Consider the following 20909-nt stretch of genomic DNA (forward strand, 5'->3'; position numbering starts at 1 on the left):
ATCGCCTTAGTTTGCGGCGGCTTTCGCAATCTCAGGCTTGATATATTTGTCCAACACATCTTGGGTAATCGGCCCTGCAAAGCGGTATGTGATCTTCCCTTTGGCATCGATCACATAGGTTTCAGGCACGCCGTACACGCCCCATTCAAGCGCCGTGCGCCCGGGGCTGTCCTGACCGATAGCGGCGTAAGGATTGCCCAACTCGTTCAAAAAACCAAGCGCTTTGGGGGCTTCGTCTTTGTAGTTGATACCGTAAATGGTGATACCGCTTTGGGCCATCGCTTCGAGTTGCGGGTGCTCGGCACGGCACGGCGCACACCATGAGGCCCAGTAGTTGACGAGCTTGACCCCGCCTTGATCCAACATCTCGTCGCTCAGGGGCGCAAGATCACCCAACGGCGTGAGCGCGGCAATGGACGGCGCATCTTTGCCCGCCTGTGCGGTCGGCAACCGAGACGCATCATCGCGTCCCATCCCGAAAATAAACAGCCCCGCAAGCACCGCAAACAACAGCGGCGGAGCCGCCATAAGAGGGGAAATTTTAGGCATTTTGAGATCCTTTCGCCCGCGCAGCTTTGCGGTGCTCCGCATCAACAAGACGGCGTTTCACCGAGCGTGAGCGTGCTAAAGACCGCCAGATCAACAAAGCCAGCAACAGCAGCGACACGCCATAAGCGGCATACACATCGCCCGCGTATTTTCCAAGATCGGGCATCATCAGCCTTGAACCCTTTCGCGCATTTCAATGGCTTGCAGGCGGCGTTGACGGATTTCGGTCCGTGTGCGCAGCAACACAAGCGTGATAAATAAAAGGACAAACCCCGCAATGGCCATTAAGGCGGGGTACCAAAACACGTCCGCCACGTTTTCCTTTTCGTCCATCGACAGCGATGCGCCTTGGTGCAACCCTTGGTTCCAAAAATTGACCGCGTAGCGCGACAACAGCGCAAAGACCGAGCCGACAAGACACAACACGGAGGTCAAATCCGCCGCCGTGTCTGGATTTTCAATCGCTTCCCACAGCGCCATATAGCCGATGTAAAAGAGCAGCAGGATCAAAAAGGAAGTCAGTCGCGGATCCCATTCCCAATAGGTGCCCCACATCGGCTTGCCCCAAATCGCCCCCGTGAATAGCGCGATGAGCGTCATGATCGCCCCGATGGGAGCCGCCGCTTTGGCGGCCAATGCGGACACATGGTGACGCCGCACAATCCAGATCAGCGAAGTGACCAACATCATTACCCAGATGTTGATCGCCATCATCGCAGAGGGCACATGGAGATAGAAAATCTTGATCGTGGCGCCTTGGCGGTAATCATCGGGCGTAAAGAAAAAGCCCCAGACCAAACCGCCCACAAACACGATGGCGGCCAAAACCGCGATGGTTGGCAACGCGCGATCCGTCCACGCCATAAATTTGCGCGGATTGGCCCATTCCCAGATAATGTTCATGCCTGACGCCATGTCGTTCTCCCTTTGTCGTCCGACACATTAGATCAAACGCATATAAGCCTCAACTCACCTCAACGCGATCCGGATCGCTGCGGCTGCGGCAAAGGGCAGCAAGGCCACTGAGCCGGCCGAAATTCCCGCCTGCATCATCAATGGCGTGGTCACAAGAAACCCGTCCGCGCCGCGCCGCACCACTTCGGCCCCGAAAATCAGCGTGGGGATATAAAGCGGCAACACCAGCAGGCTCATCAACAGCCCGCCGCGTTTCAGACCAACCGTAAGCGCCGCACCGAACGCGCCGATAAATGACAGCGCAGGCGTGCCGATCAACAATGTGATGATCAGCCAACGGTAGGCCGCACCGTCAAGATGGAGCAAAAACCCAAGTGCGGGGGCCGCAACAACCAGAGGCAACCCCGTGGTGATCCAATGCGCCAAGGCCTTCATCGCGACGACACCCTCAAGCGGGATGGGCGCGGTGGCCAACAGGTCCAATGATCCATCCTCGAAATCGAGCGCAAAAATCCGGTCGAGCGACAAAAGACACGCAAGCAGCGCCCCAATCCACAAGATACCCGGCGCAATCACCGCTAGGTTTTCTGCGTTCGGCCCGACCCCGAACGGAACAAGCGTGACGAGAATCAAAAAGAACCCGAGGCCAAGGCCGAAACCGCCCCCTGCCCGCACACCAAGCGTCAAATCACGCCACAACAGCCGGATCATAAAAACGCCTCGTCAAAATCATTGTGAACCGTGTCTGCGCGCGCCTTGAACGGGGTGACGTCAAACACCGTCTCATCGACGCCCAGATCAATATGCGTGGCAATCACCGCCGCCCCACCCGCAGTGACATGCGCCTTTACGGCCGCACCGAACAACGCCACCGAAGCCGCATCAAGCGACACGGTTGGCTCGTCGAGCACCCAAACGGGCCGCCCCGTCACCAACAAGCGCGCCAAACCCAAGCGGCGTTTTTGGCCCGCCGAAAGGTTGCCCGCAAGTCGATCGCGCAACCCGTCGAGATCAAACGCCATAAGGGCAGCTTCAATATCGTATCCGCCATAGATCCCCGCCCAAAAGGCGAGGTTTTCGGTCACGCTCAAGGTTGATTTCAATCCATCCGCATGCGCCGCATAGGCCACCGTTTCAGGATCGCACATCACGGCCCCCGCATAGGGCGGCTGCAATCGGGCCAATGTGCGCAATAACGTGGTTTTGCCTGATCCATTGGGACCGCGCAGCACCAGAATATCACCCGCCGGCACCGAGAAATTAAGCCCCTCAAGGACGGGCATACCACCGCGTGAAACGGTCAGATTTTCAACATGGATCAAGTTCATATTGCGCACCCTACACCGTATGGCCGGACGGGCAAACTGACACCGATCAAACGGGCAGCAACGCCACAGCTACGCGGCGTCCTTCGGAGGCTAGGATGTTATAGCTGCGGCACGCGGTGGGCGTCGCCATGAACTCGGCCCCGATCCCTGCGGTGTCGAGCTGTTGGCGCAAGGCGGGCGGCAAATGCGCCATCTCTTCCCCTGTGCCAAACAAAATGAAATCAACGCGCCCGGCGAGCGCCAACAAGGGCGCTACATCGTCGTAGCCCCCCCACTGTGTCGCGCTCGCCCCCATGAGCATCATCGCGCCCTCGTGAACCACGCCTTTGACCCGAAAGAAATTCGGACCGTAGCCGTCAATCGGCACCGCATCTTCAAAGGGCATATCATTGATCTGCATGGAGGGCGTCCCGCGTTTATTCTGTCAAAAGGGTCAAACGGCACTGCCGTCTGCTTGGATACCCGGCGTTGGGTCTTTTTTGTCCCAATCCCGTTTGACACCGAGCCACAACAAGATGTTGGAGGCCACAAAGACCGACGACCACGTACCAACCACAATGCCGAGCGTCATGGCAAAGACGAAGCCACGGATCACATCGCCGCCCAAAACCAACAGCGCGATAAGCGCCACAAGTGTCGTGCCCGAGGTCATTACAGTGCGCGCCAATGTTTCGTTGATCGACATGTTGAGCACGCCCGACAGTTCAAGCTTTTTGTACTTGCGCAGGTTCTCACGCACACGGTCGAACACCACAACAGTATCGTTGAGCGAGTAGCCCACGATGGTAAGCAAGGCCGCAATAATGGTGAGATCAAACTGGATTTTAAAGATCGCGAAAATGCCGATTGTGATGGCAATATCGTGGACCAGCGCGACCACCGCACCAACGGCGAATTGCCATTCAAAGCGGAGCCAAATGTAGAACAGCACGGCCGCAATGGCGGCGACAACGGCGTAAATGGCGGTTTTGATCAGCTCCCCCGAGACCTTTGGCCCGACCGATTCCACCGAGGGGAACGTGATGCTTTCGTCCACAACCTTGAGCGCGTCCTCAACCGTCTGGATCGTTTCTGGCGCGACCGATGACACGTCATCTTGAGCTTCGATGCGGATCATGGCCACGTGTTGATTTTCGGCAAAGTTTGGATCGAACACTTCGGTAATCGACACATCACCAAACCCCAGTGGAGCAAGGGCGGCGCGGTAATCAGCGACATCCACCGCGGATTCCGATTGGGTGCGGATGGTTGTGCCACCTCTGAAATCAATGCCGAAATTCAAACCCATCATCAAGAACGAGACCAATGCAACAACAACCATGGCACCCGAAAACCCGAATGTGACTTTGGCGACCTTAAAGAAATCAACGGTCGTATCATCGCGCACGAGTTTCAAACCCTTGAGTGTCCAACCTTTGCGATTTTTGCGGCCATACCACATAACAACCATGGCGCGGGTCACAAAAATGGCGGTGAACACGGAGGTCATGATCCCGAGGGCAAGCGTGACCGCAAACCCTTTAACCGGACCAGACCCCATGATGAACAAGATCGCAGCGGTGATAAAGGTGGTGATGTTGGCGTCGATGATTGCCGAGAGCGCTTTTTCGTAGCCAAGTTCAATGGCGCGTCCGACCCCTTTGGCGGTTTTCAATTCCTCGCGGATGCGTTCGAACACCAACACGTTGGCATCCACGGCCATCCCGACCGTCAGCACGATCCCCGCAATACCGGGCAAGGTGAGCGTGGCCCCGATCATCGACAACAATCCGAACAACAACCCAACGTTAATGATCAAGGCGATGTTGGCAAAGATGCCAAACAATCCGTATGACACGCCCATAAAGATCAACACAGCCCCAAAGGCCACCATCGTGGCCAGTTTGCCCGCCTCGATGCTATCGGCCCCAAGTTCCGGACCAATTGTGCGTTCTTCAAGGAAATTGATCTTGGCAGGGAGCGCACCGGCACGCAGCAACACCGACAATTCCGTGCTTTCCTCGACCGAGAAATTGCCCGTGATCTGGCCAGAGCCGCCACGGATCGCCTCATTGATGCGCGGCGCGGAGATCACTTCGTTATCAAGAACAATCGCAAACGGCGCGCCGACATTGGCAGCCGTGTAGTCGCCAAATTTGCGCGCGCCCGTTGGGTTAAAACGGAACGTCACTGCGGGGCGTCCGTTTTGGTCAAACGCGGGCTGGCTATCGGTCAACTCGTCGCCCGAGACCACGGGTGTCTCTTCGAGGATGTAGTAGACGCCCGCCTGATCGAGCGAAGGTGCTATGAAATTGCGCGCACCCGGCGCTTGGTCAGGATTCGAGGTCTGGCCCACCACAGGGTTGAACGTCAGTTTGGCCGTAGTGCCGATCAAGGATTTCAATTCAGAAGCCGAGCCGATACCAGGCACTTGGATCAAAATGCGATCCTCGCCTTGGCGTTGGATGGTTGGCTCGCGCGTGCCCACCTCATCCACACGGCGGCGGATAATTTCGAGCGACTGCTGCATGGTGCGGGTATCCGTGGCGGCCTTTTCGGCCTCCGACAACTCAACCGTAATCACATCATTATTGGCCGCGACCACGTAGTCCTTTTGGCCCGCTGCGGTCAGCGACACCACAGGAGAGGCCAATGCGCGCACGGCCGCCAGTGCCGTTTCCATGCCATCCGCTTGTGAAATACGCACACGCAACAATCCGTCAGGCGCATCAAGGCGGCGAATGGTGCCAACCGTGTCACGCTCGTCACGAAGGGCATCACGTACATCCGGCCAAAGGGTATCGACACGCGCCGCGTAGACTTCGCCCACCTCGACCTCACCGAGCAAATGTGCCCCGCCGCGAAGGTCAAGACCAAGGTTCACAAGGCCGGTTGGCAAATAAGAGGGCCATGCATCACGCGCGGCGGCGCGTTCCGACGTCTCCCCCGCACTTTCAATGGCTGCAACCGCATCATTGTGTCCCTCGACGCGTGCATAAAACGCATTGGGTAGCGCGGCATAAAGCCCAAGGGCGACAAGCCCCCAGATCACGATCTTTTTCCAACGCGAGATTTGCAGCATGATGTCTTTGCCTGTCGGTTTGGGCCAAAGCCCGTTTTAGGGAGCACCCCAATGCGGGCGCGGTCATCGGATCACAGACGCTCTTATAAAGCGCGAAAGGCCCGCACCGGATCGGGCGGGCCTTGTTAGGGGGAGACCTGTCTTAGGACGCGGGCTCGGTCTTTGAAATCACGTTGGACAATGTGCCGCCCAGAACGCGGACCTTAACGCCATCGGACACTTCGATGTCCAATGTGCCATCTTCGCGCACTTTGGTCACTTTGCCGTAGATACCACCGGCGGTCACAACTTCGTCGCCACGGCGCACGGCGGCAATCATCGCCTGATGGGCCTTCGCTTTTTTCTGCTGCGGGCGGATCATGAGGAAATACATGATCGCAAAAATCAGGATCAGCGGCGCGAATTGCATGATCGGGTTAGCAGCAGCGCCACCGGCGGCTTGTGCATAGGCGGGGGTTACGAACATCTGGTCGTCCTTTTTGTTTAAGTCGCAGGAGGACACGCCCCCCATAAGTCGCCGCGCACCCTATCTGTGGCCTGTGGGCTTGGCAAGAAACCCAACCGTCTTTTTAACGGCTTTGTGCGCAGGCCTGTCGGAGCGCAAGTCTCCTCCATTTAGGAACGCAAAGGGCGCACGACAATCCCCCCGTTGATCACGCCCCCCGCCTGAGGCATAAGCGGGCCAACATATTCCACCCAAGAGGACATTCTCCGATGCACGACATTAAGGCCATTCGCGAAAACCCTGACGCTTTTGACGCCGCACTGGCCCGCCGTGGGCTGTCTGGCATGTCCGGTGAGGTTCTTGCCCTCGACGGGTCGCGCCGCGCCAAAATCGGGGCCGCCGAAGACGCCAAAGCCGAGCAGAACCGCGCCTCCAAAGAGGTCGGTGCCGCCAAAGCCAAAGGCGACGAGGCCGAGTTCGAACGCCTACGCGCCCTTGTGGCCGAGAAAAAGGCCGAGATTGCCCGCCTGACGGATGAGGCTAAGGCCGATGACGCCAAACTGACCGACATGCTGGCGCGCATCCCCAACCTGCCCGCCGACGATGTGCCACACGGCGCTGATGAGGCCGACAACGTTGAGATCAAACGTTGGGGCGATGTGCCGTCTTATGACTTTGCCGCCAAAGAGCATTTCGAATTGGCCAGCGTTGCGGCCTCGATGGATTTCGCCACGGGGGCCAAAATTTCGGGCGCGCGCTTTGTGATGCTTAAGGGGGCCGTGGCCCGCATCCACCGCGCCCTGTCGCAATTCATGCTCGATACCCATGTCGACGAAAACGGCCTCACCGAGATCAACACCCCCGTTCTGGTCCGTGACGAAGCCATGTATGGCACTGATAAGTTGCCCAAATTTGGTGATGACAGCTACCAGACCACCAACGGATGGTGGCTCATCCCGACCTCCGAAGTCCCGCTTACCTATTCCGTGGCGGGTGAGACCCTGGATGAGGCCGCTTTGCCGATCCGCCTCACATCGCATTCGCTGTGCTTTCGCTCCGAAGCGGGCAGCGCAGGGCGCGACACCTCGGGCATGCTGCGTCAACACCAGTTCGAAAAGGTCGAAATGGTCTCGATCACGCATCCTGACGCCTCAGATGACGAACAAAAACGCATGCTCGGCTGCGCCGAAGGGATCCTTGAAAAACTCGGCGTGCCCTACCGGACCGTTGAATTGTGCACCGGCGACATCGGCTTTGGCGCGCGGCGCACCTTTGACATCGAGGCATGGTTGCCCGGTCAAAACGCCTACCGCGAAATCTCGTCCGTCTCGACAACGGGCGCATTCCAAGCACGCCGCATGAACGCACGGTTCAAACCCGCTGATGGCGGCAAACCGCAATTTGTGCATACCTTGAACGGGTCAGGCCTCGCCGTAGGCCGTTGCCTCATCGCCGTACTGGAGAATGGTCAACAGGCGGACGGATCGGTCACATTGCCTGCCGTTCTGGCCCCCTATTTGGGCGGCAAATTGACCCTCAACGTCGACGGTGCGCTCACCGCGTAATCATTCTAAAGATCGTCGACACCTCAGTGCCGCAAATCAAGAAAGGCCACCCGATCGGGTGGCCTTTTACGTGGATCAAATCTCACACTTACTTTGTTGCTTTAGCCTTGCTTAGCATCGCTTTGAGGTAGCGCCCCGTATGGCTGGCCGCAACTTCGGCCACTTGTTCAGGTGTGCCTGTGGCCACGATTTCGCCGCCGCCATCACCGCCTTCAGGTCCGATATCTATGACGTGATCGGCGGTCTTGATCACATCAAGGTTGTGTTCAATCACGATCATCGAATTGCCCTGATCGACCAACTCGTGCAGCACTTCGAGAAGCTTTTTCACGTCTTCGAAGTGCAAACCCGTTGTTGGCTCATCGAGAATATAAAGCGTGCGGCCCGTCGAGCGTCTGGCCAACTCTTTGGACAGTTTGACGCGCTGCGCCTCACCGCCTGACAGGGTCGTCGCCTGTTGTCCGACCTTGATATAACCAAGGCCCACGCGCATCAGCGCATCCATCTTTTCGCGAATGCTTGGCACTGCCTTAAAGAAGGTTTGCGCATCCTCAACCGTCATATCAAGAACGTCCGCTATGCTTTTGCCTTTAAAGCGAATTTCTAAGGTTTCTCGATTGTACCGCGCCCCTTTGCACGTCTCACATTCGACGTAGACATCGGGCAAAAAGTGCATCTCGATCTTGATCACGCCATCGCCCTGACAGGCCTCACACCGCCCGCCTTTGACGTTGAAACTAAAGCGCCCCGGTTTGTAACCGCGCGCTTTGGATTCGGGCAGTCCCGCGAACCAATCGCGGATCGGCGTGAACGCGCCGGTATAAGTCGCAGGGTTGGAGCGCGGGGTGCGCCCGATGGCGCGTTGATCGATGTCGATCACCTTATCGAGGTGCTCCAAACCTTTGATGGTTTCGCACGGCGCAGGCGTCTGGCGCGCCCCGTTCAGGCGCATTGACGCGGTCTTGAACAGGGTCTCAATGGTAAGTGTTGATTTGCCGCCACCCGACACCCCAGAAACACATACGAATTGTCCCAACGGGAACTCCGCAGTGACGTTTTTTAGGTTGTTGCCCGTGGCGTTTACCACTTTGATCTTCTTTTTATTGCCCTTGCGCCGCTTGGCGGGAATGGCAATTTCACGCGCGCCCGTCAGGTACTGACCTGTCAAAGACGCAGGGTCCGCCTCGATTTCCTCCGGCGTGCCTTTGGCCACGATTTGGCCGCCGTGAACACCGGCCCCCGGACCGAGGTCAAACACGTAATCCGCCTCACGGATCATATCCTCGTCATGCTCGACCACGATCACCGTGTTGCCCTGATCGCGCAGGTTTTTGAGTGTCCCGATCAGGCGATCGTTGTCGCGTTGGTGCAAGCCGATGGATGGCTCATCGAGCACATAAAGCACGCCCTGTAGCCCCGAACCGATTTGGCTCGCCAAACGAATACGCTGACTTTCGCCGCCCGATAGCGTGCCCGCATTGCGGCTCATCGTCAGGTATTCAAGGCCAACGTTGTTGAGAAAGCCAAGTCGTTCACGGATCTCTTTGACAATGGCGCGCGCAATATCTTGTTTTTGACGCGTCATTTGATCCATCACGCCGTCAATCCACGAATAGGCCTCGCGGATCGACATGTTGACCACTTGACCCACATGCAACAACTGATCGGGTGTGCCGCCGTGAGGTCCGATTTTGACGGCCAAAGCCTCCTCACGAAGGCGGTAGCCACCACAGGCCCCGCACGCACGGTTGTTTTGGTAACGCTCGAACTCTTCGCGGACCCAATTGCTATCGGTTTCGCGGTAGCGGCGTTCCATGTTCGGCACCACGCCCTCAAAACTACGGGTGACCTCGTAGACGCGGCCGCCCTCGTCATACCGAAACGGAATTTCCTCCGTCCCCGAGCCGTACAAAAACACCTGTTGGACATGCGCAGGCAGATCTTTCCATGGGGTTTTGGCATCAAATTCGTAATGCTTTGCAAGGGCTTCGATGGTTTGTAGGAAAAACGGCGTTTTACCTTTGCGCCACGGTGCGATAGCGCCATCGGCCACCTTTAGCGCCGCATCAGGCACCACCAGACGCTCGTCGAAAAACAACTCCATGCCCAGACCGTCACAGGTCGGACACGCCCCAAACGGCGCGTTGAACGAGAACAGCCGTGGCTCGATTTCGGGAATGGTAAAGCCGCTGACAGGACAGGCGAAATTTTCTGAAAACGTAATGCGTTCCGGCTCTGCGTCATCCTTTGGCGCGGTTTCCAAAATTGCAATCCCGTCCGCAAGATCAAGTGCGGTGCGCAAGCTGTCGGCCAACCGCGTCTCCAACCCGTCACGCACCACCAAACGGTCGACTACAACGTCAATGTTGTGGCGAAATTTCTTATCGAGTGTGGGTGGCTCGTCCAGTTCGTAGAACTCACCGTCGACCTTGACCCGCTGAAAGCCTTGCTTGCGCAGCTCTAGGAATTCCTTGCGGTATTCGCCTTTTCGGTCGCGCACAATCGGGGCCAACAAAAAGCCGCGCGTGCCCTCCTCCATCGCCATGATGATATCCACCATGTCTTGGACCTGTTGCGCCTCGATCGGCTCACCTGTGGCGGGCGAATACGGCGTGCCTGCGCGCGCAAACAGCAGACGCATGTAGTCATAGATTTCTGTAACCGTCCCCACCGTTGAACGTGGGTTTTTCGACGTGGTTTTTTGTTCAATCGAGATCGCGGGGCTGAGGCCCGAAATGTGATCGACGTCAGGTTTCCCCATCATATCAAGGAACTGACGCGCATAGGCGCTCAAGCTCTCGACATATCGACGCTGACCCTCGGCGTAGATCGTATCAAACGCGAGCGAGGATTTACCCGACCCCGACAGACCGGTGATCACAACCAATTGGTCGCGCGGAATATCCACATTGATGTTTTTGAGATTGTGCTCGCGCGCGCCGCGTACTTCGATTGATTTTAGATCGGCCATCTGCCCTACCCTTGGAATGTCCACGCCTCGCCGGCTCTGTCATATCTAGTCGGTTGGCGCGCACCTTCCAACCCAAAAAGAAGAACGAAATATGAACACATGCCCTTTGTTCAACTTTTTTACACATAACTACCGCAATGCGCCCCTCTCAGTGCGCATACGCCAAGGTTTGGTGATTTCATCACAGACCCGCGCGCCCAAAGCCCATATTTTAGCGTCAAATAACGCATGAATAATCAAAGGAATCATCCATGTTTGGATTGTTAAAAGGCAAAACGCGGATCGCTGTCTCGGACGTCGTTTCAGGCTTGGACGCGGGGACGCTCGTGTTGGTCGACGTGCGCGATGCGGGCGAATTGCGTGGATCGGGCAAAGCAAAAGGGGCGATAAATGTCCCCATGATTGACTTGCAAATGAAGGCCAATCCGTCCTCGCCGGAATGCTTGCCCGCGTTCAAACAGGGCAAACACATCGTGGTCTATTGCGCCTCTGGGGCGCGCTCGGCGGGTGCAAAACGGATGCTAGGGCAATTTGGCCACGACCATGTCGACAACTTGGGCGGCTTGTATGATTGGGTGCAGGCGGGCGGAGAACTCGAACAGGTTTAACGCGCATATCTCTCACAAAAAAGCACGCCATGGTAACCTTCATGGCGTGTTTTTTAAATCATCGCGTTATTCGGCGGGCTCAGTCACACTTGTGGTTGTTCCTTCGAATTTTGCCCCATCCGCTCGCATTGAATTGCCTGCGATGTCACCATCCGGCCCCATGTATAGACGTCGCCGCGCGGAAAACCGACCAGCGATAAAGCGCATAAATTCGGTAACGCGGGGCACGTGGCGCAGGTCGGGATGGGTCAAAACCCAAATCGGCACGTGGTCCGTCAAGGCCACATTTGGCACGCGGACCAAGGCCGGATCAGGATCGCCCAGAAAATGCGAACAGCGCACGATTCCAACACCTTGGCGGGCGAGCGACAGCGCGGACACCATATCATCAGTGTGAAACGCCACGCGGCAAGACGGCAAATCGGCAAACAGCGTTGAGGGGCAAATCTGTGCGCTCGGGGTAAAGGAAATGTAGGGCAACCGCGTCTCGACATCACGCCCCGCAAGCACATCAGCATAGCGTTCCACATACGCAGGCGAGGCAAACCACCCTGCACGTTGCGCGGTCATCATCCGTCCCCAAAGGCTCTCTTCGGGGGTGCGGGTCACACGAATGGCCACGTCCGCTTCGCGCCGATGCAGGTTCAACACCTCGGTCGCACCCAAAATGGAAATGTCGATACCGGGGTGCAACTCTTTGAATTCTTTGAGATCAGAGGCGAAATGATCATCCGCGAGCAACGGCGGGATGGTGATTTTCAACTCGCCTTGTTCGTTCTCATCGCGTGAGGCCAACGCCATATCGAGCGCAACCATACGCGCCTCGACCTCTTCGGCGTGGGCGATTGCCACCTGACCCGCTTCGGTCGGTTGCAAGCCAGATGCGAGACGGGTGAAAAACCGCACCCCCGCAACCTCCTCGGCCTTGGCCAACTGGCGCGACACCGTGGCGTGATTGACGCCCAACACACGCGCAGCACCGGACAAGCCACCCTCACGGGCGACAGCGAGTATATATCTAAGAGAATCCCAATCAGTCATTAGAGCACGCTAGCATATGAGCACAAACGCACAAGGGGGCGCGCCCACCTTTGCGTTTTTAGCACCCTGATGCCCCCTTGTCTGTCGATAGCAAAAAGCCCCACCAATGGCGGGGCTTTCGCGTATCTAAACCTATGGCGTCCTTAAATGTGGATCGCGCGATCATAGGCGGCAAGGACGGATTCATGCATCATTTCCGACATCGTCGGATGTGGGAAAACCGTGTGCATGAGATCTTCTTCGGTGGTCTCAAGGGTCTTTCCGATCACAAACCCCTGAATCATTTCGGTGACTTCCGCGCCGATCATATGCGCGCCCAACAGCTCGCCAGTTTTGGCGTCAAAGATGGTCTTGACCAAGCCCTCACCCTCGCCCATCGCCACCGCTTTGCCGTTGCCGATAAAGGGGAATTTGCCAACTTTGAGCGTATAACCCGCAGCCTTGGCTTTTTCTTCGGTCAAGCCAACTGAGGCCACTTGCGGATGGCAATAGGTACAGCCTGCAATCGTGTTCGGCTTGATCGGGTGCGGCTTTTGGCCTGCGATCAATTCAGCCACCATAACACCCTCGTGGGAGGCTTTGTGGGCAAGCCATGGCGCGCCCGCGATATCGCCAATCGCGAAGACACCGTCCACACCTGTGCGACAATACTCATCGGTCACGACATGAGTGCGGTCGATGGTGACGCCCAAGTCCTCAAGCCCCAGACCCTCGCAGTTGCCCACGATACCAACCGCAGAGATGACCGTGTCGAACTCTTGCGTTGTGGTGCCGTTGGCATCCTCAAAATGCGCAACAACCTTACCGTTGCCACGATCCAACTTTTTCACAGTCGTCTTTTCGAGAATGGTAAGACCCTGTTTTACAAACTGCTTTTTCGCAAAGGCCGAGATGTCTTTGTCCTCTACGGGCAAGACACGGTCCATCACCTCGACCACGGTGGTGTCCGCGCCGAATGTGTTAAAGAAGCTTGCAAACTCAATGCCAATGGCGCCCGATCCAATCACCAGCAATTTCTTTGGCATCCGCTTGGGGACAAGCGCATGGCGGTATGTCCACACCAGATCACCGTCGGCCTCAAGGCCGGGCAATTCACGGGCACGTGCGCCCGTGGCCACGATGATGTTCTTGGCCAAAAGCGTCTCTTCGCCTTTGTCGGTTTTGACAACAACCTTGCCCTTTGCGGCGATGTGCGCCTCACCCATGATGGATGTGACTTTATTCTTTTTGAACAGGGACTTGATGCCGCCGTTCATTTGTTTGGCCACACCGCGCGAGCGTTTCACGATCGCGTCGAGGTCAAAGGAAAATGTGTCAGCGGACAAGCCGAACTCTTTGGCCCGTTCCATGTTGTGATAAACTTCCGCAGAGCGCAGCAGTGCTTTGGTCGGGATACAGCCCCAGTTCAGGCAGATGCCCCCAAGGTTCTCACGCTCGACACAGGCGACATTGAGGCCCAATTGAGCTGCACGAATAGCGGCCACGTAGCCGCCGGGGCCGGCACCGATTACAACGATGTCGAAGGTTTGGTCTGCCATGAGGTCCTCCCAGATTTCAAATTAGTTTGATGCTAAACTATTTTGAAATTCGGAGCAATGATGCTGACACGCGCAGGGCAGAAACCCCGCTACCCGATATACGCATAGCTACCTCAAAAAATGCACGCGTCACAATATCCAGCCACGAAACCGGTTTATGCAGCGACTTTTTGCATCTCTTTGAGCAAGGTCGCATAACCGCCGTCCGCCATAAACTGCGCTTCGGCCTGTGACGTGGTCCGCCCCAGCGCCTCGTTGCGGTACGGAAAGCGGCCGAACATACGGATAATTTCACGGTGTACGCGGGCATGGAGCAAATTATTGCCGTCCCCCGTCAGGCGCTCACACATCAGGCGCACGCATCGGTCCTGATCCGTCTGGCGTTCCGAGTGCATCAGGGGCAGATAAAAGAACTGTCGCGCCGGCTCGTCCACACGCATGTCCCACCCTTTTTCAATCGCGGCCTTAGCGGCGGCGAGGGCCGTGCGGTCAGAGGCAAATGATTTGCCCGAACCGCGAAACATGTTGCGCGGCATTTGATCCGTGACAATGAGATAGGCCAGCACACCCGTGGGATAGGTCAACCACATGGAATAAGCGCCCTCTTGTGCGCGGTCCCACGTATGACCAAAGCCCTCGCGAATACGGGCATCAAGGGCATCGGAGCTATTGTACCAATCTTTAGGCTCTAACTCGTCCAGCCAAAAGGCAAGCACCGCATCGGGGTCTTTTTCCTTTGGGGTCGGGTTTGTGTCTTGTGCGTGCATGGGGCCATCTCCTCGCTCTATCTGTGGCTCCTGATTTCACAAACAGTTACAAAGCCATGCAATTTGCGCAAGGAAATTAATCGCATCACCCCGCCTATAGCAACAATGTTGCGCAATTGAAACATTCCGTAAGGTGCATATCAGGCAATCAGGCTCACGCTGCGGGTGTGATGCTCCCGACATCCGCCTGCGCCGCATCTTCGGCCTCGGCCCGTTCAATCGCCACCTCTTGGGCCACTTCGGACGCCACGGGCGACGCAGAGGGCAAAACAGTGACGTAGTGCGAGGTCTCTTCGATCGGAATGGCGGCGCGGCGCGTGGTGCGGTAGCCTGCGTAGCCCGCAACCGTCAGCATCAAAAAGGCTTGCAGTGCCCAATACCCGTTTGGCCCCATCATGCCCATCAAATAGCCCGCAATGACCGGACCACCCACGGCCCCCACACCGTTGATAAAGATCAATCCACCCGATGACGCCGCCATATCATCAGGATCGAGGTAATCGTTGGTATGCGCGATGAGCAATGAATAGAGCGGATTTGCCATTCCACCGGTCATAAACGCGGCCCCAAGTGCGACAGTCAATGACCCGCCAAACGCCGCCCCGACCAACGCCGCGACGCCCCCGATCGACGCGACCACAAGGATCACCACGCGCCGGTCCATACGGTCCGAAATCCAGCCGATCGGCAGTTGCAATATAACCGCCCCGATGTAAATCACCGCAATAAAGGTGGAGATTTCACCAAGCGAAAAGCCCGCTTGGGTCGCATACACGGCCGCCATCCCCATTTGCGCGGCGAACACCCCTCCCATAAAGAACATGCCAACACATCCCAGCGGCGACACTTCGTATAACCGCCGGAGCGTCATTGGCTTGGATGTCTCAAAGGGCGGCGTTGGTGTAACAGACAGCAAAATCGGCGCGAAGGAGATCGAGACCAAGACAGAGGGTATGATGAACAACACCCATCCGGACGGGTCACCTTGTGACAAAATCACCTGTGCGATGACGATGCCAACCATCTGGACGACCATATAGGCCGAAAGCGCCTTGCCGCGCACTTCGTTGGTTGAGGCATTATTAAGCCAGCTCTCGGCGGTCACATACACGCCCGAAAAGCAAAACCCCAAGACCACGCGCAAAAGCGTCCATGCGATCGGGTCGGTGATGACGGGGAACATAATCAAAGCCGCAGAGATGAACGAGGCAAGAGCCGCAAAGACCCGCACATGGCCGACACGGCGGATCATACCAGGGGCCACACGCGACCCGCCCAAGAACCCCGCAAAATAGCCGGACATGATGATCGAGATGCTCAGCGTCGAAAACCCCTCAAGGCCAGCACGCACCCCCAAGAGCGACCCTTGTAGGCCATTGCCAACCATCAAGAGCATAACCCCGATGAGAAGCGCGGAAGAGGACGAGAGGACTTGTTTCATACATCAGCCCTGACAGATTCGCGGCACTGGGGAAAGCCATTGCACATATAAGATGCATCCATCCGCATATCGACCGGAGGCGAACTACGCGCGGTGCGGCACCAACAATGATGCATCTCCATAAGAGAAAAAGCGGTAGTTCTGCGCCACCGCGTGATCGTAAACGGCCCGCATCCGTGGCGCGCCCATCAACGCGGAGACAAGCATCAGCAGCGTCGATTTGGGCAAATGGAAATTGGTCATCAACGCATCGGTCACGGCGAACTCAAACCCCGGCGTGATGAAAATGTCGGTCTCGCCCAAGAACGGCGCAATCGCCCCCGTCTCACGCGCAGCGCTCTCGATCAGACGCAGCGCGGTGGTGCCCACGGGGATCACGCGCCCCCCTGCGGCTTTGGTTGCGGCAATCTCGGCTGCGGCCTCGGGTGTGACTTCGCCCCATTCGGCGTGCATCTTGTGATCGTCCACATTGTCGACTTTGACGGGTAGGAACGTACCCGCCCCGACATGGAGCGTGACATGGGTGATCTCAACGCCCTTATCCGCCAACGCCGCCAACAACGCCGCGTCAAAATGAAGGGACGCCGTGGGGGCGGCCACCGCACCAAGTTTGCGCGCCCAAACCGTTTGGTAGTCTTCGTTATCTTGCGCATCCGCTTTGCGTTTTGCCTCGATATAGGGGGGCAAAGGCATCGACCCGGCAGCATTCAACGCCTTATCAAAATCCGCGCCCGTCAGATTAAACGCGACATAAGCCGCACCGTCCTCTTTGGCGGTCAAGGTGGCGGACAGGTCATCCGAAAAACGGATCACTTCGCCCTCTTTGACCTTTTTGAGCGGCTTGATAAGCGCGCGCCACACACCGCCCTCGGCCTGCGGCTCCAACAACGTGACTTCGATTTTCGCCTCTTGATAGCCCTGCGCGGTGTCGCGTCCGCGCTTGCCCGTCAGGCGCGCGGGCAATACCTTTGTGTCATTGAGGACAAGACGGTCGCCCGCATTAAACCAATCCACCAAGTCCGTCACAACGCCGTCCGTCAGAGTGTCAGGCGTGGCCACCAACAAACGCGCTGACGAGCGCGGCTTTGCGGGGCGTGTGGCGATCAAGGCCTCGGGCAGATCGAAATCAAAGTCGGACAGTTTCATAGCTTAGCCTTTATCATACGTCGAATCGTCTAGGTCTTTGCCCCACGCGCGGCAGCAATGCGTCCTAGTCGTTTGCAGTCGGGGCACCGCGTTTGCGAAAAATACTACGCAATGCGCCCGGTGTGAGAATCGAAAGCGGGTTCACGCCTATTTTTGGCGATTTAGCAGCCCCTGTAAGCGTGAAGTTGAACCCGAACAGACCCTCGCCTTTCTTGGCCACGATCTGTCCCACACCATTCAAAAAGTAGACGGGCGACACCACGCCTTGCAAATCCATCAGCCCCGCCGAGGTGTCATACGTCCCGTCAAGCGAAATGCCAAGAGACGGGCCCTCGGCAGAGGCACTATGGATCAGCACGCGACCCGGTTTGATTGTAAAGTTTGCAACCGTGTCGGAAAACAAAATCCCCTGCCCGCCCGCGAGTTGATCAAGTAGACCCACCACCGAAATGAGCGAGAGCAGTTCGGCCAGCTCGGGCGCTGATTGGGCGCGAATATTGGTAATCACCACGCGTCCTGCGTAGCTACCCGCCTCAGCCAGAGGGTCAAGGACGAGGGTTAGATCCCCCCCGACCCCTTTGTCCAATAGCCCCGCCGCCTCAACCACGCGGCCCGCATCCTTGGAGGTGAGTGTCACGATTGAACCATAGCGCGCGGGGGCAAGCGTGCCAGACACCGCCGCCGCGCCATTGAGTTGGCCCGAAAATGTGCCACGCAACCCGCCCGATTGGCTCAATTTGGCGGAGACACCCGTCAATCGGTAGCTATCGGTGACGCGCAATTCGTCGAGCAACGCCACAATCGGTCCGCCGTCCCCGCCAGAGCTGCCCGCCGCACCGCGCCCACCAAAACTGGCACGCCGCAGGTCGAGTGTTCCGCCAGAAATCTCGACACCCACAGGCTCGCCTGTGCCGCGCCCGACCAAGGTGGCCCCAACATCCAGCCAGTCGTCTATTTGAACGCGCTCAAAGCGCACACGGTCCAACCCGCCCTCACGGTTCAATCGTACCGATCCACCCGTCCCCGTGAGCCCCGCCGCCTCGACCGAAAGGGCAGTTACCTGTGCGATATCACCCGCCGTGCCCTCAACGCGCAACCGGCCCGATTGATCCGCAGACTTGCGCCATCCGAGCGCGTCGATGCTGAGTGCGACACCTTTGAGATCAGACGTCAGCACAAACGCGGGTGGTGCGCCCTTGGTCAAAGCCACAGTCATATCGGCCTGTGCGGCTCCAGACACGGCGCCTGCGGGTAGAGAAATCTTGAACGTCTCCAAAAAGCCCTGATCAAGCGTGGCACGACCCGAGATATTGGACTGGCCCACATGTGCGGCCCCGAACTCCTTGCGCCACTGCCCGTCAAAACGCGCGGTATCGATCAAGGTTGGCCCTTTGATCGTCAACCCCGTGGCATCCACTGCAATCTGCAAGGTCTGCGCGCGCAGGGTCTGACCTGCCATCAATGTTGTAGACACAACATCATCCATCGTCCCCGTGAGGGCAAAATCGACATCTTCCATCAGAACTTTTTTCTTGAGGGGAAATGTAATGTGTCCGGCCATCCGCGCGCGCCCTTGCGCCACATCGGGGCCAAAGCTGGCGCTGCGCAAAATGGAAAACGGTTTTTGCGCCATCAACGACAAGGACGCCTCGATCGGCGCATCCGTTTGCAGATCAACCGTCATGGTCGCAGGCACGAGGGAGATGTCGGGGATGTTGAGGACGCTCCCCGACACCACGATATCGCCGCCTTGCGGTGCTGTGATAACGCCGCTCTCCACAGAGACTGTCATCGCCCCGTTCGAAATGGTTCCAAATCCTGCGCCCCCAGACACAGGCGGCAAGCCATTGATAAAGTTGATATCTGTATCCCGAAACTGCCAATCCAGATAGATATCGGGTTTTGGTGCATCGGGCGAAAACCGCAGTGCCAGATCAAGCCCCTCAAACTGTGCCTGATTGATGTTCTTCGCCATCCAGTCGCGTGATTTGGCCAACGCACCTTGTGGCCAAAGCGTCATCAGATCATCAATCGACAAAGCATCGACACGAGCATCCACACCCGCGTGCCACCCATCGGACAATGCGCGCGCCGAACCTGATCCATGCACCCAGACACCCCCATGACGGAGCGAAATTTGGCCGACATGTGCCTCGAACGGGTCGGAGGAAAACGAAAGATCGACCGAGCCCTCGTCAATGCGCAGCGGCTGCGCAAACAGCCCCTCGGGGGACACGACCAGCTCATCGACCTGAAGCTGCCCGATGAAGCGCGATGGCCAATTTCCTTCAAAATCACGCAACAACATCGTTCCGCGCCCTTTGAAATCAACAGCCTGCGTGGCGACTGACAGTTCCGAAAATTTAACGCGCTCGGTCGCTGGGTTGTAATCAAAATACCCTTTTGCCCCGTCGAACGTCAAAGGCGTGGCACCCGCTCCACCTTGAAACGCGCCCGCCCCGATTTCCATTGTGCCCGAATAGGAGGCCAGTAGGCCATCGCCATCAATTTTGGCCCGCATCGACGCCGACACTGGCGCGTCTATCAAAGACAAAAACGACAATGCGGGCGTTTGCAGTGCGACATCCGCCGTTGGCGCATCGGTGATTTGCAACAAGATGGTCGAGGCCAACGACCCTTTGCGCGACTGAAATTGAAACCGTGCAGTGGCAAGGTTTTCCGTCCCGTTAAACAGGTCGAAATCAAGGGCGACATCAATCGCTTTGTCGCCGTTTTGCAGCGTCAAAATGGCATCGGTTGCCTGCCAGATACGGCCCGTGCGCGCATCCTCCAAGGTCACGGTTATATCGCGCGCCTCTACGGTCGAAATCTCGGACAACGGGGCGGCCGCAAACGCCGCATCAATGGCCTCCAACACATCTGCGGCAGATCCCACGGCGGCGCCTGTACCGCCAAAGGCCAGCGCAAAGGTGCCATCGGTCGCGCGCCGCACGGTGATCTGTGCGCCTGACAATCGCAGGGTATTGGGGGTCAAATCTCCCGCCATAACCCCCTCTTTGGTCAACACAGCGCGCAGACTGTTCAGCCGCGCTAATTCCGCTCCTGACGGGTCAACGATCCCGACATGGCGCGCGGTGATCCGTGGGATAAAGGCGTCATCAACACGCACAACCAATTGCCCGATCGTCACGGCAGCCCCGCCCAGATCGCGGTTCACACGCGCCTCGATGCGGTCCGTTAGTGCGGCGGGCAAGACCACCTCGCGCTCGGTGAGTGACAGCACCACAAGGCCCAATGCAACCGCCACAATAACCACGCCGCTACACACCCAGATGACGAACCGCAGGACGTGCTTTCGCTTTACGCCCTTAGGTCGCGCCGGTGCCTCGTCCGCCCCCCCCATCGCAATGGGGGTCGTGAACGGGACCTCATCCGCCTTGTGCGGGGATTTATCGTCGGATGTCTCACTCATGTCGTTGAATTAAATCGCTCACTCACCTTACATGGCCATCACAGCATTGGATGCATGGTGCCGGAATACAAAACTGCATCGGCTTTCATCTTGCCTGATCT

17 protein-coding genes are annotated in these 20909 nt (G+C 57.5%); 2 read left to right on the forward strand and 15 right to left on the reverse strand.

Going from position 1 to position 20909, the window contains the following annotated elements; all coding sequences use genetic code 11:
* Positions 1-6: 6 nt before the first annotated feature.
* From IMCC12053_RS03330 to yajC, 8 genes are all read right to left on the reverse strand, one after another.
* The gene (locus tag IMCC12053_RS03330; protein WP_062215727.1) at positions 7-549 is read right to left on the reverse strand and encodes a DsbE family thiol:disulfide interchange protein; all 543 of its coding nucleotides are present in this window, start codon (positions 547-549) and stop codon (positions 7-9) included.
* The gene (gene ccmD / locus IMCC12053_RS03335) at positions 542-718 is read right to left on the reverse strand and encodes a heme exporter protein CcmD (protein ID WP_062215729.1); all 177 of its coding nucleotides are present in this window, start codon (positions 716-718) and stop codon (positions 542-544) included. The genes IMCC12053_RS03330 and ccmD overlap by 8 nt, the downstream gene beginning before the upstream one ends.
* On the reverse strand, positions 718-1452 hold the full coding sequence (locus tag IMCC12053_RS03340; protein ID WP_082389120.1) for a heme ABC transporter permease: 735 nt from the start codon (positions 1450-1452) through the stop codon (positions 718-720). Before IMCC12053_RS03340 ends, ccmD begins: the two co-directional genes overlap by 1 nt.
* A gap of 66 nt (positions 1453-1518) precedes the next feature.
* Positions 1519-2175, reverse strand: coding sequence for a heme exporter protein CcmB (gene ccmB / locus IMCC12053_RS03345; RefSeq protein ID WP_062215732.1), 657 nt, complete (start codon positions 2173-2175; stop codon positions 1519-1521).
* The gene (ccmA, locus tag IMCC12053_RS03350) at positions 2172-2792 is read right to left on the reverse strand and encodes a heme ABC exporter ATP-binding protein CcmA (protein WP_062215734.1); all 621 of its coding nucleotides are present in this window, start codon (positions 2790-2792) and stop codon (positions 2172-2174) included. The genes ccmB and ccmA overlap by 4 nt, the downstream gene beginning before the upstream one ends.
* Before the next feature lie 46 nt (positions 2793-2838).
* Positions 2839-3192 (reverse strand): Mth938-like domain-containing protein, encoded by a 354-nt coding sequence (locus tag IMCC12053_RS03355; protein ID WP_062215736.1) that lies wholly within the window; start codon positions 3190-3192, stop codon positions 2839-2841.
* Between the two features lie 33 nt (positions 3193-3225).
* The gene (secD, locus tag IMCC12053_RS03360; RefSeq protein WP_062215738.1) at positions 3226-5853 is read right to left on the reverse strand and encodes a protein translocase subunit SecD; all 2628 of its coding nucleotides are present in this window, start codon (positions 5851-5853) and stop codon (positions 3226-3228) included.
* A 142-nt stretch (positions 5854-5995) separates the two neighbouring features.
* A complete protein-coding gene (gene yajC, locus IMCC12053_RS03365) occupies positions 5996-6319 on the reverse strand; it encodes a preprotein translocase subunit YajC (RefSeq protein ID WP_062215740.1) in 324 nt (107 codons plus the stop codon).
* A 248-nt stretch (positions 6320-6567) separates the two neighbouring features.
* On the opposite strand from yajC, the gene serS reads away from it, so the two are divergent.
* Entirely contained in the window at positions 6568-7863 is a 1296-nt protein-coding gene (gene serS, locus IMCC12053_RS03370) for a serine--tRNA ligase (RefSeq protein ID WP_062215742.1), read from the forward strand.
* Between the two features lie 88 nt (positions 7864-7951).
* Here the strand turns inward: serS and uvrA are convergent, their stop codons facing one another.
* On the reverse strand, positions 7952-10834 hold the full coding sequence (gene uvrA / locus IMCC12053_RS03375) for an excinuclease ABC subunit UvrA (RefSeq protein ID WP_062215744.1): 2883 nt from the start codon (positions 10832-10834) through the stop codon (positions 7952-7954).
* Positions 10835-11085: 251 nt separating this feature from the next.
* On the opposite strand from uvrA, the gene IMCC12053_RS03380 reads away from it, so the two are divergent.
* A complete protein-coding gene (locus IMCC12053_RS03380; protein ID WP_062215746.1) occupies positions 11086-11442 on the forward strand; it encodes a rhodanese-like domain-containing protein in 357 nt (118 codons plus the stop codon).
* A gap of 66 nt (positions 11443-11508) precedes the next feature.
* Here the strand turns inward: IMCC12053_RS03380 and IMCC12053_RS03385 are convergent, their stop codons facing one another.
* The 6 genes from IMCC12053_RS03385 to IMCC12053_RS03410 all read right to left on the reverse strand — a co-directional run bounded on the left by IMCC12053_RS03385 (position 11509) and on the right by IMCC12053_RS03410 (position 20808).
* Positions 11509-12483: a LysR family transcriptional regulator gene (locus IMCC12053_RS03385; RefSeq protein ID WP_062215748.1), complete on the reverse strand. Its 975-nt coding sequence runs from the start codon at positions 12481-12483 to the stop codon at positions 11509-11511.
* Between the two features lie 143 nt (positions 12484-12626).
* Positions 12627-14021, reverse strand: a complete 1395-nt coding sequence (gene lpdA, locus IMCC12053_RS03390; RefSeq protein WP_062215750.1) for a dihydrolipoyl dehydrogenase — start codon at positions 14019-14021, stop codon at positions 12627-12629.
* Between the two features lie 155 nt (positions 14022-14176).
* Complete coding sequence (locus tag IMCC12053_RS03395; protein WP_062215753.1) at positions 14177-14788, reverse strand: DUF924 family protein; 612 nt, start codon at positions 14786-14788, stop codon at positions 14177-14179.
* 154 nt (positions 14789-14942) lie between these two features.
* The gene (locus IMCC12053_RS03400; protein ID WP_062215756.1) at positions 14943-16229 is read right to left on the reverse strand and encodes an MFS transporter; all 1287 of its coding nucleotides are present in this window, start codon (positions 16227-16229) and stop codon (positions 14943-14945) included.
* Between the two features lie 84 nt (positions 16230-16313).
* Positions 16314-17375, reverse strand: a complete 1062-nt coding sequence (gene queA / locus IMCC12053_RS03405; RefSeq protein ID WP_062215758.1) for a tRNA preQ1(34) S-adenosylmethionine ribosyltransferase-isomerase QueA — start codon at positions 17373-17375, stop codon at positions 16314-16316.
* Positions 17376-17439: 64 nt separating this feature from the next.
* Positions 17440-20808, reverse strand: a complete 3369-nt coding sequence (locus IMCC12053_RS03410; protein ID WP_062215760.1) for a YhdP family protein — start codon at positions 20806-20808, stop codon at positions 17440-17442.
* Positions 20809-20909 lie beyond the last annotated feature (101 nt).

It is taken from the genome of Celeribacter marinus (genome assembly GCF_001308265.1).
GTDB lineage: Bacteria > Pseudomonadota > Alphaproteobacteria > Rhodobacterales > Rhodobacteraceae > Celeribacter > Celeribacter marinus.

Excerpts from the sequence above, each read along its gene's own strand:
- IMCC12053_RS03330 (WP_062215727.1), bottom strand. The coding sequence starts at position 549 with ATGCCTAAAATTTCCCCTCTTATGGCGGCTCCGCCGCTGTTGTTTGCG.
- queA (WP_062215758.1), bottom strand. The coding sequence starts at position 17,375 with ATGAAACTGTCCGACTTTGATTTCGATCTGCCCGAGGCCTTGATCGCC.
- IMCC12053_RS03340 (WP_082389120.1), bottom strand. The coding sequence starts at position 1,452 with ATGAACATTATCTGGGAATGGGCCAATCCGCGCAAATTTATGGCGTGG.
- IMCC12053_RS03385 (WP_062215748.1), bottom strand. The coding sequence starts at position 12,483 with ATGACTGATTGGGATTCTCTTAGATATATACTCGCTGTCGCCCGTGAG.
- IMCC12053_RS03410 (WP_062215760.1), bottom strand. The coding sequence starts at position 20,808 with ATGAGTGAGACATCCGACGATAAATCCCCGCACAAGGCGGATGAGGTC.
- lpdA (WP_062215750.1), bottom strand. The coding sequence starts at position 14,021 with ATGGCAGACCAAACCTTCGACATCGTTGTAATCGGTGCCGGCCCCGGC.
- ccmA (WP_062215734.1), bottom strand. The coding sequence starts at position 2,792 with ATGAACTTGATCCATGTTGAAAATCTGACCGTTTCACGCGGTGGTATG.
- IMCC12053_RS03355 (WP_062215736.1), bottom strand. The coding sequence starts at position 3,192 with ATGCAGATCAATGATATGCCCTTTGAAGATGCGGTGCCGATTGACGGC.
- ccmD (WP_062215729.1), bottom strand. The coding sequence starts at position 718 with ATGATGCCCGATCTTGGAAAATACGCGGGCGATGTGTATGCCGCTTAT.
- secD (WP_062215738.1), bottom strand. The coding sequence starts at position 5,853 with ATGCTGCAAATCTCGCGTTGGAAAAAGATCGTGATCTGGGGGCTTGTC.
- yajC (WP_062215740.1), bottom strand. The coding sequence starts at position 6,319 with ATGTTCGTAACCCCCGCCTATGCACAAGCCGCCGGTGGCGCTGCTGCT.
- ccmB (WP_062215732.1), bottom strand. The coding sequence starts at position 2,175 with ATGATCCGGCTGTTGTGGCGTGATTTGACGCTTGGTGTGCGGGCAGGG.
- IMCC12053_RS03395 (WP_062215753.1), bottom strand. The coding sequence starts at position 14,788 with ATGCACGCACAAGACACAAACCCGACCCCAAAGGAAAAAGACCCCGAT.
- serS (WP_062215742.1), top strand. The coding sequence starts at position 6,568 with ATGCACGACATTAAGGCCATTCGCGAAAACCCTGACGCTTTTGACGCC.
- IMCC12053_RS03380 (WP_062215746.1), top strand. The coding sequence starts at position 11,086 with ATGTTTGGATTGTTAAAAGGCAAAACGCGGATCGCTGTCTCGGACGTC.
- uvrA (WP_062215744.1), bottom strand. The coding sequence starts at position 10,834 with ATGGCCGATCTAAAATCAATCGAAGTACGCGGCGCGCGCGAGCACAAT.
- IMCC12053_RS03400 (WP_062215756.1), bottom strand. The coding sequence starts at position 16,229 with ATGAAACAAGTCCTCTCGTCCTCTTCCGCGCTTCTCATCGGGGTTATG.